The sequence below is a fragment of the Burkholderia sp. RF2-non_BP3 genome (genome assembly GCF_001522185.1).
GTDB classification, from domain to species: domain Bacteria; phylum Pseudomonadota; class Gammaproteobacteria; order Burkholderiales; family Burkholderiaceae; genus Burkholderia; species Burkholderia diffusa.
Map to the genome: position 1 here is coordinate 12,001 of NZ_LOSU01000023.1, position 15,493 is coordinate 27,493.

Annotated in this window: 14 protein-coding genes; 7 read left to right on the forward strand and 7 right to left on the reverse strand. The window is 69.2% G+C overall.

The window, feature by feature from the left end:
* Window positions 1-3 precede the first annotated feature (3 nt).
* Genes WS45_RS08175 through fahA form a run of 4 tightly spaced genes read left to right on the forward strand, consistent with a single transcriptional unit; the run spans window position 4 to window position 4,243 of the window.
* Window positions 4-234 carry a DUF2783 domain-containing protein gene (locus WS45_RS08175; protein WP_044844106.1) on the forward strand — a complete coding sequence of 77 codons (231 nt, stop codon included), beginning with the start codon at window positions 4-6 and terminating at the stop codon, window positions 232-234.
* Complete coding sequence (locus WS45_RS08180) at window positions 231-1,592, forward strand: MFS transporter (RefSeq protein ID WP_059530505.1); 1,362 nt, start codon at window positions 231-233, stop codon at window positions 1,590-1,592. The genes WS45_RS08175 and WS45_RS08180 overlap by 4 nt, the downstream gene beginning before the upstream one ends.
* Before the next feature lie 15 nt (window positions 1,593-1,607).
* The gene (hmgA, locus tag WS45_RS08185) at window positions 1,608-2,942 is read left to right on the forward strand and encodes a homogentisate 1,2-dioxygenase (protein ID WP_059699315.1); all 1,335 of its coding nucleotides are present in this window, start codon (window positions 1,608-1,610) and stop codon (window positions 2,940-2,942) included.
* Entirely contained in the window at window positions 2,939-4,243 is a 1,305-nt protein-coding gene (gene fahA / locus WS45_RS08190) for a fumarylacetoacetase (RefSeq protein WP_059699317.1), read from the forward strand. Before hmgA ends, fahA begins: the two co-directional genes overlap by 4 nt.
* A gap of 157 nt (window positions 4,244-4,400) precedes the next feature.
* Here the strand turns inward: fahA and WS45_RS08195 are convergent, their stop codons facing one another.
* From WS45_RS08195 to WS45_RS08215, 5 genes are all read right to left on the reverse strand, one after another.
* Entirely contained in the window at window positions 4,401-5,561 is a 1,161-nt protein-coding gene (locus tag WS45_RS08195; protein ID WP_059690706.1) for an MFS transporter, read from the reverse strand.
* Between the two features lie 133 nt (window positions 5,562-5,694).
* Window positions 5,695-6,864, reverse strand: a complete 1,170-nt coding sequence (locus tag WS45_RS08200) for an MFS transporter (protein WP_059530493.1) — start codon at window positions 6,862-6,864, stop codon at window positions 5,695-5,697.
* Window positions 6,865-7,126: 262 nt separating this feature from the next.
* The gene (bluB, locus tag WS45_RS08205) at window positions 7,127-7,918 is read right to left on the reverse strand and encodes a 5,6-dimethylbenzimidazole synthase (RefSeq protein WP_059699511.1); all 792 of its coding nucleotides are present in this window, start codon (window positions 7,916-7,918) and stop codon (window positions 7,127-7,129) included.
* A gap of 119 nt (window positions 7,919-8,037) precedes the next feature.
* The gene (locus tag WS45_RS08210; RefSeq protein ID WP_059690708.1) at window positions 8,038-9,036 is read right to left on the reverse strand and encodes a 2-hydroxyacid dehydrogenase; all 999 of its coding nucleotides are present in this window, start codon (window positions 9,034-9,036) and stop codon (window positions 8,038-8,040) included.
* Window positions 9,037-9,066: 30 nt separating this feature from the next.
* Window positions 9,067-10,053, reverse strand: coding sequence for a LysR family transcriptional regulator (locus tag WS45_RS08215; RefSeq protein WP_059699320.1), 987 nt, complete (start codon window positions 10,051-10,053; stop codon window positions 9,067-9,069).
* Between WS45_RS08215 and WS45_RS34840 the strand changes: the two genes are divergently transcribed.
* Window positions 10,052-10,423: a hypothetical protein gene (locus WS45_RS34840; RefSeq protein ID WP_156437089.1), complete on the forward strand. Its 372-nt coding sequence runs from the start codon at window positions 10,052-10,054 to the stop codon at window positions 10,421-10,423. The genes WS45_RS08215 and WS45_RS34840 overlap by 2 nt on opposite strands.
* A gap of 385 nt (window positions 10,424-10,808) precedes the next feature.
* Complete coding sequence (locus tag WS45_RS08225) at window positions 10,809-12,020, forward strand: pyridoxal-phosphate-dependent aminotransferase family protein (RefSeq protein WP_059699324.1); 1,212 nt, start codon at window positions 10,809-10,811, stop codon at window positions 12,018-12,020.
* Between the two features lie 72 nt (window positions 12,021-12,092).
* Here WS45_RS08225 and WS45_RS08230 read toward each other — a convergent pair whose 3' ends face one another.
* A complete protein-coding gene (locus WS45_RS08230; protein WP_059530479.1) occupies window positions 12,093-13,028 on the reverse strand; it encodes an AraC family transcriptional regulator in 936 nt (311 codons plus the stop codon).
* 133 nt (window positions 13,029-13,161) lie between these two features.
* Between WS45_RS08230 and WS45_RS08235 the strand changes: the two genes are divergently transcribed.
* Window positions 13,162-14,052 (forward strand): DMT family transporter, encoded by an 891-nt coding sequence (locus WS45_RS08235; protein ID WP_059690710.1) that lies wholly within the window; start codon window positions 13,162-13,164, stop codon window positions 14,050-14,052.
* A 112-nt stretch (window positions 14,053-14,164) separates the two neighbouring features.
* Here WS45_RS08235 and WS45_RS08240 read toward each other — a convergent pair whose 3' ends face one another.
* Window positions 14,165-15,379: an MFS transporter gene (locus WS45_RS08240; protein WP_059690711.1), complete on the reverse strand. Its 1,215-nt coding sequence runs from the start codon at window positions 15,377-15,379 to the stop codon at window positions 14,165-14,167.
* Window positions 15,380-15,493 lie beyond the last annotated feature (114 nt).

Here is a 15,493-nt window from a genome sequence, read left to right on the forward strand (position 1 = left end):
GTCATGCCCCGACTCGACACCCGCCCGCGCCTGGCCGATCCGGACGCGTTCTACGAAGCGCTGATCGACATGCATCGCGATCTGTCCGACGCCGACAGCCAGCTCGTCAACGCGAAGCTGATCCTGCTGCTCGCGAACCAGATCGGCGACGCCGACGTGCTGCGCGAAGCGATGGCGCTCGCGCGTCAGGGCGTGACGCCGCCCGTGCATCCGGCCGCCGAGGCGGCGCAATGAGCGCGGCGCCGGCCGACGCGCGCGTGCTCGAAGTCGAGCGCGTGATCGACGAGACCCATCGCCCGGGCTTTCACTGGATGCTGCTCGCGTTGTGCGGGCTGTGTCTCGTGATCGACGGCTTCGATGCGCAGGCGATGGGGTATGTCGCGCCTAGCGTGATCGCCGAATGGGGCGTGCCGAAGCAGGCGCTCGGGCCGGTGTTCAGCGCGAGCCTGTTCGGGATGCTGCTCGGCGCGCTCGGGCTGTCGGTGCTGGCCGACCGGATCGGGCGGCGCCCGGTGCTGATCGGCTCGACGCTGTTCTTCGCGGTGACGATGCTCGCGACGCCGTTCGCGGGTTCGATCCCGGTGTTGATGGCGCTGCGCTTCGTCACGGGCCTCGGCCTCGGCTGCATCATGCCGAACGCGATGGCGCTGGTCGGCGAATTCAGCCCGGCCGCGCATCGCGTGAAGCGGATGATGATCGTGTCGTGCGGCTTCACGCTCGGCGCCGCGATCGGCGGCTTCATCAGCGCCGCGCTGATTCCGGCGCTCGGCTGGCGCTCGGTGTTCTTCGTCGGCGGCGCGGTGCCGCTCGTGCTGACGCTCGCGATGTTCGCGCGGCTGCCCGAGTCGCTGCAGTTCCTGGTATTGAGAGGGCGCGATGCGCAGGCACGCGCCTGGCTCGCGCGCTTCGCGCCGCAGGCCGGCATCGACGCGAGCACGCGCCTCGTCGTGCGCGAGCGCGCGGCGAGCGGCGCGCCGGTCGCGGAGCTGTTCCGCCATGGCCGCCTGCCGGTCACGCTGCTGCTGTGGGCCATCAGCTTCATGAACCTGATCGACCTGTACTTCCTGTCGAACTGGCTGCCGACCGTGATGCGCGACGCGGGCTATTCGCCGGGCACGGCGGTGATCGTCGGCACGGTGCTGCAGACGGGCGGCGTGATCGGCACGCTGTCGCTCGGCTGGTTCATCGAACGCTACGGCTTCGTGCGCGTGCTGTTCGCGTGTTTCGCGTGCGCGGCCGTCTCGGTCGGGCTGATCGGCTCGGTCGCGCATGCGCTGCCGTGGCTGCTGATCGTCGTGTTCGCGGGCGGATTCTGCGTGGTCGGCGGGCAGCCGGCCGTGAATGCGCTCGCGGGCCAGTATTACCCGACGTCGCTGCGCTCGACCGGCATCGGCTGGAGCCTCGGCATCGGCCGGATCGGCTCGGTGCTCGGGCCGCTCGTCGGCGGACAACTGATTGCGCTGAACTGGACCAACGGCGCGCTGTTCCACGCGGCCGCGGTGCCCGTGCTGTGCTCGGCGCTGTTCGTGCTGGGACTGGCCGGCGTAACGCGGCGCAGCGGCGCGCAGGCGCCGAACGCCGCCATGAATTGATGGAGAAAGGAAACGATGACGCTTGACCTGTCGAAACCGGCGCGAGCCGGCTACCTGAGCGGTTTCGCGAACGAATTCGCGACCGAGGCGCTGCCCGGCGCGCTGCCGCACGGCCGCAACTCGCCGCAGCGCGCGCCGTACGGCCTGTATGCGGAGCAGTTGTCGGGCACGGCGTTTACCGCGCCGCGCAGCCACAACCGCCGCTCGTGGCTGTACCGGATCCGGCCGGCGGCCGTGCACCGGCCGTTCGAGCCGTTCACGGGCACGCAGCGGCTCGTGTCGGAATTCGGCGACTCGGCCGACGTGCCGCCGACGCCGCCGAACCAGCTGCGCTGGGATCCGCTGCCGATGCCGGTCGAGCCGACCGATTTCGTCGAAGGGCTCGTGACGATGGCCGGCAACGGCTCGGCGGCCGCGATGAACGGCTGCGCGATCCACCTGTACGCCGCGAACCGCTCGATGCAGGACCGCTTCTTCTACAGCGCCGACGGCGAACTGTTGATCGTGCCGCAGCAGGGGCGGCTCTTCATCGCGACTGAATTCGGCCGGCTCGACGTCGAGCCGTTCGAGATCGCGGTGATCCCGCGCGGCGTGCGTTTTTCCGTCGCGCTGCCGGACGGCGATGCGCGCGGTTACATCTGCGAGAACTTCGGCGCGCTGCTGCGCCTGCCGGACCTCGGCCCCATCGGCTCGAACGGGCTCGCGAACCCGCGCGATTTCCTCACGCCGCAGGCCGCGTACGAGGATCGCGAGGGCGCGTTCGAGCTGGTCGCGAAGCTGAACGGGCGCCTGTGGCGCGCGGACATCGGACATTCGCCGTTCGACGTCGTCGCGTGGCACGGCAACTACGCGCCGTACAAATACGACCTGCGCCTGTTCAACACGATCGGCTCGATCAGCTTCGACCATCCCGATCCGTCGATCTTCCTCGTGCTGCAGTCGCCGAGCGACACGCCGGGCGTCGACTCGATCGACTTCGTGATCTTCCCGCCGCGCTGGCTCGCGGCCGAGGATACGTTCCGCCCGCCGTGGTTCCACCGCAACGTCGCGAGCGAGTTCATGGGGCTCGTGCACGGCGCGTACGACGCGAAGGCCGAAGGCTTCGTGCCGGGCGGCGCGAGCCTGCACAACTGCATGTCGGGCCACGGACCGGATGCGGACACGTTCGAGAAGGCGTCGGCGAGCGACACGACGAAGCCGCACAAGGTCGACGCGACGATGGCGTTCATGTTCGAGACCCGCACGCTGATCCGGCCGACGCGCTATGCGCTCGACACCGCGCAGCTGCAGGCCGATTACTTCGAATGCTGGCAAGGCATCAAGAAACACTTCAATCCGGAGCAACGATGAGCGATACCCAAGACTGGCGCGCGACGCTCGACCCGGCCCGCAAGAGCTGGGTCGAGACGGCGAACGATCCCGCCTGCGATTTCCCGATCCAGAACCTGCCGTTCGGGATCTTCAGCGATGCGAAGCAACCGGCGCGCCGCGCGGGCGTCGCGCTCGGCGACCAGATCGTCGACCTCGCCGCGCTCGCGCGTGCGGGCCTCGTGACGCTGCCGGCCGGCGCCGACGTCTTCGCCGCGCCGACGCTCAACCCGTTCATCGCGCTCGGCCGCGACGCATGGCGCAGCGTGCGCGTGCAGCTGTCGAACCTGTTCTCGCGCGACGACGCGCGGCTGCGCGATGACGCCGCGCTGCGCGCGAACGTGCTCGTCGCGCAGCGCGACGCGACGCTGCACCTGCCGGTCGACATTCCCGGCTATACCGATTTCTATTCGTCGAAAGAACATGCGACCAACGTCGGATCGATGTTTCGCGATCCGAAGAATGCACTGCTGCCGAACTGGTCGGAGATGCCGATCGGTTACAACGGCCGCGCGTCGTCGGTGGTCGTGAGCGGCACGCCGGTGCGGCGCCCGAACGGCCAATTGAAGCTGCCCGACCAGGAACGTCCCGTGTTCGGTGCATGCCGCAAGCTCGACATCGAGCTGGAGACGGGCTTCATCGTCGGCCGCGGCAACGCGCTCGGCGAGCCGATCGCCTGCGAGGATGCCGAAGCGCATATCTTCGGGATGGTGCTGTTGAACGACTGGAGCGCGCGCGACATCCAGCAGTGGGAATACGTGCCGCTCGGCCCGTTCAATGCGAAGACCTTCGCGACGACGATCTCGCCGTGGATCGTCACGCTCGACGCGCTCGAACCGTTTCGCGTCGAGCAGCCCGAACAGTCGCCGCAGCCGCTCGCGTATCTGCGGCACGCGGGCAAGCATGCGTTCGACATCGCGCTCGAAGTGACGCTGCGCGCGGAGGGTGCCGCCGAAGCGACGTCGATCTGCCGCACCAACTTCAAGCACATGTACTGGACGATGGCGCAGCAGCTCGCGCATCACACGGTCGCGGGCTGCAACACGCGCGTCGGCGACCTGATGGGATCGGGCACGATCAGCGGGCCGACGAAGGACTCGTTCGGCAGCCTGCTCGAACTGACGTGGAACGGCAAGGAGCCGCTCGCGCTGAACGGTGGCGGCAGCCGCGCGTTCATCGAGGACGGCGACGAGCTCACGCTCGCGGGCTGGTGCCAGGGCGACGGCTATCGCATCGGTTTCGGCGCATGTGCCGGCAAGATCCTGCCGGCGCGCAGCGTATGACGGACTGCACCGCGACTCGTTACGCGTAGTCCGGACGGCGAGGGCGGCCCGCATTGCGCGGGCCGTTTTCATTTCGGCGGCGGGTGGCGGGCGGCGGTACGCAAGCGCCGGTGCGTGACGCCGCGCACGAGCGTCGGCGCCAACATCTGCGTCGGCGTCAGACCGCGCGCTGCAACGTGGCGCGTCGTTCCCACAGCGCGGCCGCGACGAACGCGGCGACGCAGACGACCAGCACGCCGATCAGCGCGTTGCTGCCCAGTTGCTCCATCAACGCGCCGGCGACCAGCGGGCCGCCGAAGCTCGCGGCGCTCCACGATGCCGACACGAGCGAGCTCGCGGTGACGAGCGCCGCGCCGCGAAAGCGTTCGCCGCATGCGACGAGCGACAGCGTGTAGATGCTGCCTGCCGCCGCGCCGAGCACGAACAGCAACGGCCAGCACAGCCACGGGTTCGCGATCACGAACGGCAGCAGCGGCAGGCCCGCGAGCACGATCCAGCCGGCGCCGAGGTGCACGCGTTCGCGGCCGAGCTTGTCCGCGAGCCAGCCGATCGGGAACTGCATCGCGGTATCGCCGAACAGCATGATCGACGCGAGCAGCACGGCGGTCGCGCTCGCGACGCCGTGATCCATCGCATAGAGCGGCAGCAGCGACAGCGCGAGCGTATCGAACAGCGCGAAGAAGCCGGTGCCGATGATCAGCGCGGGCATGCGCGGCAGCACGGCGAGCCAGCTGTCGTGCGCTGCGTGATGCGCGTCGTCGCCGGCGAGCGGCGCGCGGCGGATCGTCGCGAGCGTCGGCAGCGCGAGCAGGAACAATGCGCCGCACAGCGCGAAGCGGATGCTCGTCGCGCCGGCGATCTGGCTGACGAGCACGGGGCCCGCCATCTGGAACAGCGTGAAGTTGGTCGCGTAGATCGCGACGACGCGGCCGCGCGTCGAATCGTCGGCGAGCTGGTTGACCCATGCCTCGCCGATCGTGAACAGCAGCATCAGCGCCGCGCCGCACAGCACGCGCAGCACGCCCCATACGATCAGGTTCGACGTGAACTGCATCAGCGCCGTGGCCGCCGCGAGCAGCACGACCGACACGACGATCGCGCGGCGCGAGCCGATGCGCCGCGCGAGCGCGGTGACGAACGGGACGATCGCGAGGCCACCCAGGGCCTGCGCGGCCGTCAGCATGCCGACGACGTTGGTGCCGTGTCCGGCTTCGGTCAGGGCGAGCGCGGTGAGCGGCATCGTCGCGCCGGTGCCGAGACCGACGACCGCGACGCTCAGGATCAGCGCGAGGAAATCACGATTGAGAATGGCTTTCATCGGCCGCGATGCTACACCGCGGACCCTGAAAGGTCCATGAAGGCCATCAGGTTCGCATGGCGTTGCGCGCGCAACGAACGCGGCGGCACGCGGCCCGGCCGCCGCACCGCTGCGCATCGCCGCTGCGCGCGCGTCACACGTATCCGGTCGGCCCGCTCACCGGACGGCGCTCGAGCGACGCCGACCACAGCGTGAGCGCGAGCGCGGCGACCGCCATCGCGGCACCGACCCACGGCAGGTTCACGAGCGACACGCCGGAGCCGATCGCCATCCCGCCGAGCCAGGCGCCCGTCGCATTGCCGAGGTTGAACGCGCCCTGGTTCAGCGTCGACGCGAGGTTCGGCGCGTCGCTCGCGCGATCGACGATCAGGATCTGCAGCGGCGGCACGATCGCGAACGCGAGGATGCCCCACACGAAGATCGTCGCGAGCGCCGCGAACGGCAGGTGCATCGTGCCCGCGAACAGCGCGAGGACGATGCCGATCAGCGCGAGCGTCGCGATCAGCGACGGCATCCGGCGCCAGTCGGCGAGCTTGCCGCCGAGCGTGCCGCCGACGGTCAGGCCGAGACCGAACAACAGCAGCACATAGGTGACCTGGCGCGGCGAGAAGCCCGTCACGTCCTCGAGGATCGGCGTGATGTACGTGAACACGCTGAACAGGCTCGCGGACGCCAGCACGCTGATGCCGAGCACCATCAGCACCTGCGGATGCTTCAGCACGCTGAATTCCCGCGTGATGCTGGTGTCGGGCATCGCGAGGTTCCTTGGCAGGCACACCGCGAGCGCGGCGGCCGCGGCGATGCCGATGCCGGTGACGGCCCAGAACGTCGCGCGCCAGCCCCAGGCCTGGCCGAGCGCGGTGCCGAGCGGCACGCCGAGCACGTTCGCGAGCGTGAGGCCGGTGAACATCAGCGCGATCGCCTGCGCGCGCCGGTTCGGCGCGACGAGGTTGCTCGCGACCACCGAACCGATCCCGAAGAACGCCCCGTGGCAGAACGCGGTGACGACGCGCGCGGCCATCAGCACCGCGTAGCCGGGCGCGATCGCGCAGAACAGGTTGCCCGCGATGAACAGCCCGATCAGGCCCATCAGCGCGCGCTTGCGCGGCATTCTCGCGGTGACGATCGCGAGGATCGGCGCGCCGATCGTCACGCCGAGCGCGTAGCCCGACACGAGCATCCCGGCGGCCGGGATCGACACGCCGAGGTCGCGGGCGACGTTGGGCAGCAGCCCCATGATCACGAACTCGGTGGTACCGATTCCAAATGCGGCGACGGCAAGGGCGAAAAGAGGTAATGGCATCGCGGTGGGCTACGGAAAGGCCGCGGCCCGAGGCCGGCGCGGGATGCGCGCGGCGGGCGGGGCGGGAGGACATCAGCCGCGATTCTACTTCAGTGAAAACCCCTATGCTCGGGGCCAAAACGGATGTTGCCGGCGTGCGACGCGGTAGCAGCCGCAGCGCGTCACAGTGTGGGATTGGACGATGTCCGACGTCGGTGGCGCGGAAAAATTCGGGTCGGAGCGACGCCGGTGGCGCGGCGCTTTTCGCGCGCGCCGGGCTCGATTAGCGCTCGGGCAGGGCACCGGCTGGCGTCGAGTCGGAGCGGTCGCCCGGTGCGGCTGCCTCGGGCGACGGCGATGGCGATGACGACGGCGACGGCGACGGCGACGATCCGCCTGTCGTGCCGGCGTTTGCCGTGCAATCGGCGGTCTGCGTCGCCGGTGCGTCCCACCCGTTTTCGAACAGGCATGCCTCGATCGGCATCCGCGCGGCCCAGCGCTCCTCCTCGAGCATCGGCTTCGCATAGAACGCATCGACGTGCCCGACGCACAGCACGGCGATCGGCTTCGCGCCGGCCGGCATGCCGAGCAGCGTGCGCAGCGCGTCGACGTCGAACAGCGACACCCAGCCCATCCCGAGCCCTTCGGCGCGCGCGGCGAGCCACATGTTCTGGATCGCGCAGGCGGCGGACGCGAGGTCCATCTCCGGCAGCGTGCGGCGGCCGAACACGTGGCGCTCGCGATCGTCGGTCAGCGCGACGACCAGCAACTCGCCGCATTCGCGCACGCCTTCGACCTTCAGCCGCATGAATTCGTCCTGCCGTTCGCCGAGCGCGTCGGCGGTCGCGCGGCGCTCGGCCTCGACCAGCGCGTGGATCGCGGTGCGCAGCGCGGGATCGGTGATGCGGATGAAGCGCCACGGCTGCATGAAACCGACGCTCGGCGCGTGGTGCGCGGCGCGCAGGAGCCGCGCGAGCGTGGCCGGATCGACGGGCGCCGGCGTGAAGTGGCGCATGTCGCGCCGTTCGAAGATGGCGCGGTAGACCGCGGCAATGGCGGAGTCGTCGAAACGCATGAGCGGCAGAAGCAAGGGGGAAGTCGGCGCAACGATAGCAGACGCCGGCCGTGCGGCGTTACGTCAGTCAAAACAAAATGACGAATCGTTGACGGATCGCGTGCGCCGCGCGCCGTGGATCAGCGCCCCGTCGTGACGACGTTGGTCGGCGTGCCGGCGTGCCACGCCTCGATGTTCAGCAGCGTCGTGTGCGCGATCTCGGCGAGCGCCTCGCGCGTGAAGAACGCCTGGTGCGACGTGACGATCACGTTCGGGAACGTCAGCAGGCGCGCGAGGACGTCGTCCTGCAGCGGCAGGTCGGAGTGATCCTCGAAGAACAGGCCGCTTTCCTCTTCGTACACGTCGAGCCCGAGATGGCCGAGCTGCCCGCTCTTGAGCGCGTCGACCAGCGCCTGCGCGTCGACGAGGCCGCCGCGGCCGGTGTTGATCAGCATCGCGCCGTGCTTCATCCGCGCGAGCGTCTGCGCGTTGATCAGATGGTGCGTCGACGGCAGCAGCGGGCAGTGCAGGCTGACGATGTCCGATTGGTGCAGCAGTTCGTCGAGCTCGACGTAGCGCGCGCCGAACGCGATCAATTCGTCGTCGTAAGGCGGCATCGAGTGCGCGAGCACGTGCATCCCGAAGCCCATCATGATCTTCGCGAACACGCTGCCGATCAGGCCGGTGCCGATCACGCCGACGGTCTTGCCGTGCAGGTCGAAGCCGAGCAGGCCGTTCAGCGAGAAGTCGCCTTCGCGCGTGCGTGCGACCGCGCGCGGCAGCCGGCGGTTGAGTGCGAGGATCAGCGCGACCGCGTGTTCGGCAACGGCATGCGGCGAGTACGCCGGCACGCGCACGACGGCGATGCCGAGCCGCTCGGCGGCCGCCAGGTCGACGTGGTTGAAACCCGCCGAGCGCAGCGCGATCAGGCGCGTGCCGCCGTCGGCGAGCCGTTCGAGCACGGCCGCGTCGACGGTGTCGTTGACGAACGGACACACGACCTCGTAGCCGTGCGCGAGGATCGCGGTTTCCGCGTCGAGGTGCGACGGCTGGAAGTGCAGCCGATAGCCGAATTGCCGGTTGGCGGCGGTAAACGATTCGTCGTCGTACTGCCGGCTGCTGAACAGGATCACACGCACGCTGCACCTCCGATGGCTGTCGCGTGCAGTTTACTGCAGGCCCGTTTGCCGGCCGGTGACGATGTCGGCGCGATCGGGCGTGCGCAGGAAACCGTAACCGGTCCGCTCGCGGGCCCCCTGCGCGCCGAAGTGCTCGAGCGCATGCTCGACGAAGCTGCGCGTGCGGGCCGGCACGTACTGGCGGTTCGGGTAGACGAGCGACAGTTGCGCGTCCGGGTCGTCGATCCGGTAGGCGGGCAGCAGCCGCACGAGCGTTCCGGCGGCGAGCGCGTCGGCGATGCTCGGCTCGGGCAGCACCGCGATGCCGGACCCGGCGACGGCCGCCGCCTGCACGAGCGCCAGCTGGTTGACCGTGCAGGTCGGGCGTACCGTGATCGAATGCGTGACGCCGTCGTGGCCGACCAGCCGCCACGCGGGCGCATGCTGGTGCGGCGCGAGCGCGACCCAGTCGTGACCCGGCAGGTCGTCGGGTGCGCGCGGCTCGCCGCGCCGTTCGAGATACGCGGGCGCCGCGCAGGCGACGAACGGGCTCGGCGCGAGTGCGTGGCCGATCAGGGTCGGGTTGCCGTCGAGCCGGTTGCCCGTCGCGATGCCGACGTCGTAGCCGGACTCGAGCACGTCGAGCGGCCCTTCGGCGACGGTGAGCTGCACGCGCAGTTCGGGGTAGCGATGCCGGAAACTGCTGACGAGCGGCGTGAGCGCCAGCGGCGACAGCAGGCCCGACGCGACGACGCGCAGCGTGCCGGCGGGCTCGCGCACGGCGTGTGCGACGGACGCCTCGAGGTGGTCGAATTCCTCGAGCAGCGCACGGCAGCCGTCGAGGTAGCGCAGGCCGGCCTCGGTCAGCGACAGGTTGCGCGTGGTGCGGTGGATCAACCGCGTGTTCAGGTGAGACTCGAGCATCGCGATCGAGCGCGTGACGAGCGCATTGGACACGCCTAGATGGTGCGCCGCGCGCCGGAAGCTCTGCTGTTCGGCGACGCAGACAAACACACGCATGGTCTGAATCTGGTTCATGGCTCGCGGATTTCTGGCCCGGTTGATTGATTTTGGTTGTGATTTTTCGTTGCGCGACCTGGAAAACCGTCGCGTGACACCGGGGTTCCGGCCCGTATCGAAAAATCGGTTTTCGATTCTGCAGACGATTGTTCATTACAGAACCGATATCCGTCAACCTGAGAAAAAGGGCGGGTTGCGTAAAATCGAAATCGCGGGTATCGATTTAGCGGGGCAGTGTCGCGTGTGTATGCGGGGGATAGCCGGAAGTGAATTGAGTGAAACTGCCGGTGGTTTGAATATTGTCAATTTAAATCAATGCATTACGCGTGATCGTGTGTGGCCGGGCGCGGTAATGGGTGAAATCGCTCACCAATTGATGCCGCGATAATGGATGTTTTTTACCGGGGCCGGTTTTCGTGGACCGATTCCATCCCGCGCGATTTTTATCGTGATGGCCGGTATTCCGGCCGATGCATGTATCGTGCAGAACGCGGGCATCCGGAGCGCGTCGCCATACTGCGCGAGAAAATCGCGGACATCGAACTGCGGATGGAACCGTTACGCATCCGCACGGCAATGCCGCGGCATGACGAAATCGGCTCATGCGGCGCAGGCGCGGCCGGCTGGCCCGGTCCGTCGACCGGGCCAGCGTCGCGCTGTCCGGCGGCGCGTGCCTCTTGCGCGCGGGCGCGGAACGCGGAATGATCGATCAGTTCGCCATGCCGTGCGGCGAACGATGTCCGAGCGTTTTCTTCCTTCCTCCTTGACCTGCCATGTCCATCGATTACTCGCCGATTCCCTGTCCCGTCGTCGTGCCGCTCGACGCGATCCTGCCCGAAGAACCGCTGCTGATGATGGGGGCCGGCCCGGTCCCGATCCCGGCCGCCGTCGCGAAGGCGAACACGATCGTGATCAACCACCTCGGCGCGACGATGGCGAAGATCATCGAGCAGGTGAAGGAGATGGCGCGCTACGTATTCCAGACCCGCTCGAAGTGGGTGCTCGGCGTGGCCGGCCCCGGCTCCGCCGCGATGGAGATGGCGATTTCGAACCTCGCGTGGCGCGGCACGCGCGTGCTGTCGATCCGCAACGGCTTCTTCAGCGCGCGGATGGCCGAAATGGCCACGCGCGTCGGCGCCGACGTCGCCACGCTCGAGGTGGCCGACCGCTCGGTCGCGAGCCTCGACGAGATCGCGGACGCGATCGCGCGCGAGCGGCCCGAAATCGTCACGATCGTGCAGGGCGAGACGTCGAACACCGTGTGGAACCGCGATCTGCGCGACATCGCCGCGCTCGCGAAGGCGGCCGGCGCGCTGGTCGTGGTCGACGCGGTGTGCACGCTGTCGACGATGCCGCTCGAGATGGACGCGTGGGGCATCGACGCGGTGATCACGGGCGGCCAGAAGGGGCTGTCGTCGATCCCCGGTGTGTCGCTGATCGCATTCTCCGACGCCGCGTGGGAGCGCATGAAGCAGCGTCCGGAACCGAACGCGCATTGGTGCCTCGACATGGCGCTCGCGGAGAACTTCTGGCACAACGCGGGCTACCACTACACGGCGCCGGTGTCGGGCGTGCTCGCGCTGCACGAGGCGCTGCGGCTCGTCTGCGCGGAGACGCTCGAAAGCCGCTTCGCGCGCCATCTGCGCTGCTCGCTCGCGCTGCAGGCGGGCGTCGAGGCGATGGGGCTCACGCTCTATGCGCCGAAGGACTGCCGGCTCAACTCGGTGGTCGGGATCGAGACGCCCGAAGGGCTCACGCCGGGGATGGTGTGCGGCCATATCTCGAAGCAGTACCAGGTCGAGATTTCGGGCTCGTTCGGGCTGCCGATCGTGCGGATCGGGCAGATGGGCGAACAGTGTCGCGAACACAACCTGTTCCGCACGCTGCACGCGTTTGGCCGCACGATGGACGACCTGAAGGTGCCGGTCGACCTGCCGGCCGGCGTGGCCGCGCTCGAGCAGGAACTGTCGCGGCGCGGTACGTAAGCGGAGAGCGGAGAGTGGCGAGGCGGGTGCGCTGCACGAAGCCGCCTCGTCGACGGCCGGGGCGCGTGGCGTTCAGCCGCCCTGCATCGCGCGCCGGTACGCGTTCGGCGTCGTGCCGTGCGCGTCGCGAAAGCGATGGCTGAAGTGGCCGGCGTTCGCGTAGCCGCATTCGGCCGCGACCTGTGCGAGCGGTAGCGTCGTCGTGCGCAGCAGCAGCCGCGCCCGCGCGAGCCGCTGCTCGGCCACCCACGCGTGCGGCGCGCGGCCGAACGACAGCCTGAACATCCGAGAGAAATGGTATTCGGACAGCGCGGCGACGTTCGCCAGTTCGCCGAGCGTCAGCGGCTGCGACAGGTAGCTGTCGATATAGTCGCGCACGCGGCGGCGCACGGCCGGCGCGAGCCCGCCGCGGAACGGCACATCGGTGCGCGTCGTGCTCTGGCCGCGCAGCAGCAGGCTCAGCACGTCGTGCGCGGCTTCGTTCACGCGCAGCCGTCCGTCGGCATCGTCCCAGCGTTCGAGCGCGAGCGAACGGAACTGCGCCGCGACGCGCGCATCCTCGAAATAGGTGCGGTCGGCCAGCTTCAGCTCGCGCGGCTCGCGATCGAGCTCGCGGATCGCGCGCTGCGTGAAGTGCTCGGGCAGGAAGTACAGGTGGATGAAGTGCATCTCGCCGCGCACCCACCAGCGCGATTCATGGTCGCCCGGCAGCGCGCACAGCAGGCTCGGCGCGCCGTAGCGCGGCACGCGTTCGCGCTCCGTCCGGTAGCCGCCGTCGAGATAGCACGACAGCGTGTGGTGGCCGGGCTGTTCGTAGATCGTCTCGCTTTCGTCGGTGATGCGCGTCCATTCGGCGATCGCGAGATGGTCGCCGAGCCACGCGAAGCGTTCGAGCGTCGCATTCGCCTCGGCGAGCGTGCGGCACACCGACTGCAGGCCGAACGGCATCGCACCGCCGGCAAGGGCGGCCGCGTGGTCGGCGGGCGGGGCGTACAGGGGCGAACTCATGATGGGGCGAGTATAAGCGCGCGCGAAGCGCGCCGTGCGGCCGCCCGAAAAAGACCGCAATTCCGGACAATCCGCGCCGGCAGGGTGGCGGCACAGTCGGAGTCCGTTTCACTCGTTCCGCTTCGTTGCCGCCATGAACCTGTCGCTTTATTTCGTCACCGTGCTGATCTGGGGCACCACCTGGATCGCGATCAAATGGCAGCTCGGCGCCGTGCCGCCGCCCGTGTCGATCGCGTGGCGCTTCTGGCTCGCGGCCGCCGTGCTGTTCGCGCTGCTGCGCGTGATGCGCCGGCCCGTGCGCCCGCCGCGCGAGGCGTGGCGCTACCTCGTCGCCCAGGGCTTCGCGCTGTTCTGCCTGAATTTCCTGTGCTTCTACTATTCGGAGCAGGTCGTGCCGAGCGGCCTCGTCGCCGTGATCTTCTCGACCGCGCCGCTGCTGAACTCGATCAACGGCCGGCTGTTCATGGGGCGCCCGCTGCGGCCGTCCGCGATCGCCGGCGCGCTGCTCGGGCTGACCGGCATCGCATGCCTGTTCTGGCAGCAGATGGCCGGTCACCTCGACGATCACGCGACCTGGACGGGCCTCGCGATCGCGTTCGCGGGCACGATGTGCTTCTCGGCCGGCAACCTGTTGTCGAGCCGGATGCAGTCGATGGGCCTGCACCCGCTCGCGACCAACGGCTGGGCGATGCTGATCGGCGCGGCGATCCTGACGATCGGCAGTGCGGTGGCCGGGCTGCCGTTCATGATCGACCCGAACCCGCGTTATCTCGGCGCGCTTCTCTATCTGGCCGTGCCGGGCTCGGTGATCGGGTTCACGGCCTACCTGACGCTCGTCGGACGGATCGGGCCCGAGCGCGCCGCGTACTGCACGGTGCTGTTCCCGATCGTCGCGCTGGCCGTGTCGACGGTCTTCGAGGGCTACCAGTGGTCGCCGCTCGCGGTGCTCGGGCTGCTGCTCGTGCTGGCCGGCAATCTCGTCGCGTTCGACCTGACGCGCCGGTTGTTCCTGCGCACGGCCTGACCGGGGCGGCCGCCGCGATCGCCGCCGGAAACAAAAAACGCCCGCGCGATGCGGGCGTTTTCCTTTGGGCCGCCAGGGCAGCGGCCGCCTGGCCGGCCGGCGAGCGGCTCGCTCAAGCCGCCGCGCCGCTCCCCGCGACTCGCGCCTGCCGCTGGTACAGCATCATCGACAGCGCGACGCCCGCCGCCGCGGCCACCGCCGCGAACAGGAACACCTGCGGATAACCGAACTCACCGGCCACATAGCCCGCGAGCGGGCCCGTGATGCCGAGCGACAGGTCGAGGAACACCGAATACGCGGACAGCGCCGCGCCGCGGCTTGCCGGCGGCACCAGCGCGACCGCCTCGACGCCGAGCGCCGGGAAGATCAGCGCGAAGCCGAAGCCGGTCAGCGCGGCGCCGACGAGCGCGACGTGCGGCACGGGCGCGAGCCACAGCAGCACGAGGCCCGAGCATTCGAACGCGAACGACACGATCGCGACGCGGAAGCCGCCGTAAGTCTTGATCGTGTTCGCGAACAGCAGGCGCGCGCCGATGAACAGCGTGCCGAACACGGTCAGCGACAGCGCGGCGTTCGGCCAGTGGCGCGCCGCGTAGTACAGCGTGACGAAGGTCGCGATCGAGCCGAAGCCGGCGGAGCCGAGCGCGAGACCGAGACCGTGCGGCAGCACGCGCGTGAACACGCTCGCATACGACATCCGTTCGCCGTGCACGAGCGGCACGGAATCGATCAGGCGTGCGAGATAAAAGCCGGTCGCGGCGAGCGCGATCACGATCACGCCGATCAGCGCCGGATTCAGCGTATGCGCGATCGCGACGCCGACCGGCGCGCCGAGCGCGAGCGCGCCGTAGGTCGCGATGCCGTTCCACGAGATCACTTTCGCGTTGTGTGCGACGCCGACCCGCCCGATGCCCCACAGGATCGCGCCGGTGCCGCACAGGCTCTCGCCGACGCCGAGCACGAGCCGGCTCGCGACCAGCAGCACGAGGCTCGCGACCGGCCAGTGGGCCAGCAGCAGCGCGACGAGCAGCAGCACGCCCGACACGCCGCAGCCGATCAGCCCGCGCAGCACCGTCTGCTTCGGCCCGAGCGTGTCGGCGAAGCGCCCGGCGAGCGGGCGCGACGCGAGCGTCGCGAAATACTGGACGCTGATCGCGCCGCCCGCGACGATCGCGGAAAAGCCGAGGTCGTCGTGGACAAAGCCCGGCAGCACGGCGAGCGGCAGGCCGATGGTCAGGTAGCAGATGAACGTGAAGCAGACGACGGACACGATTTGCAGCGTGACGGCAAACCCGCTGCGCGGCGATGTGGCGGAATCGGTGGACATGGGGTCGGATCGAATGGGCGAAACGGAACGGAAGACGGCGAAAAACGGAATCGGGATTTTCCCATGGAACCGGTTTTCCCGCAGGGACCATTTAGTTAATCGCGCCCCGTTTCC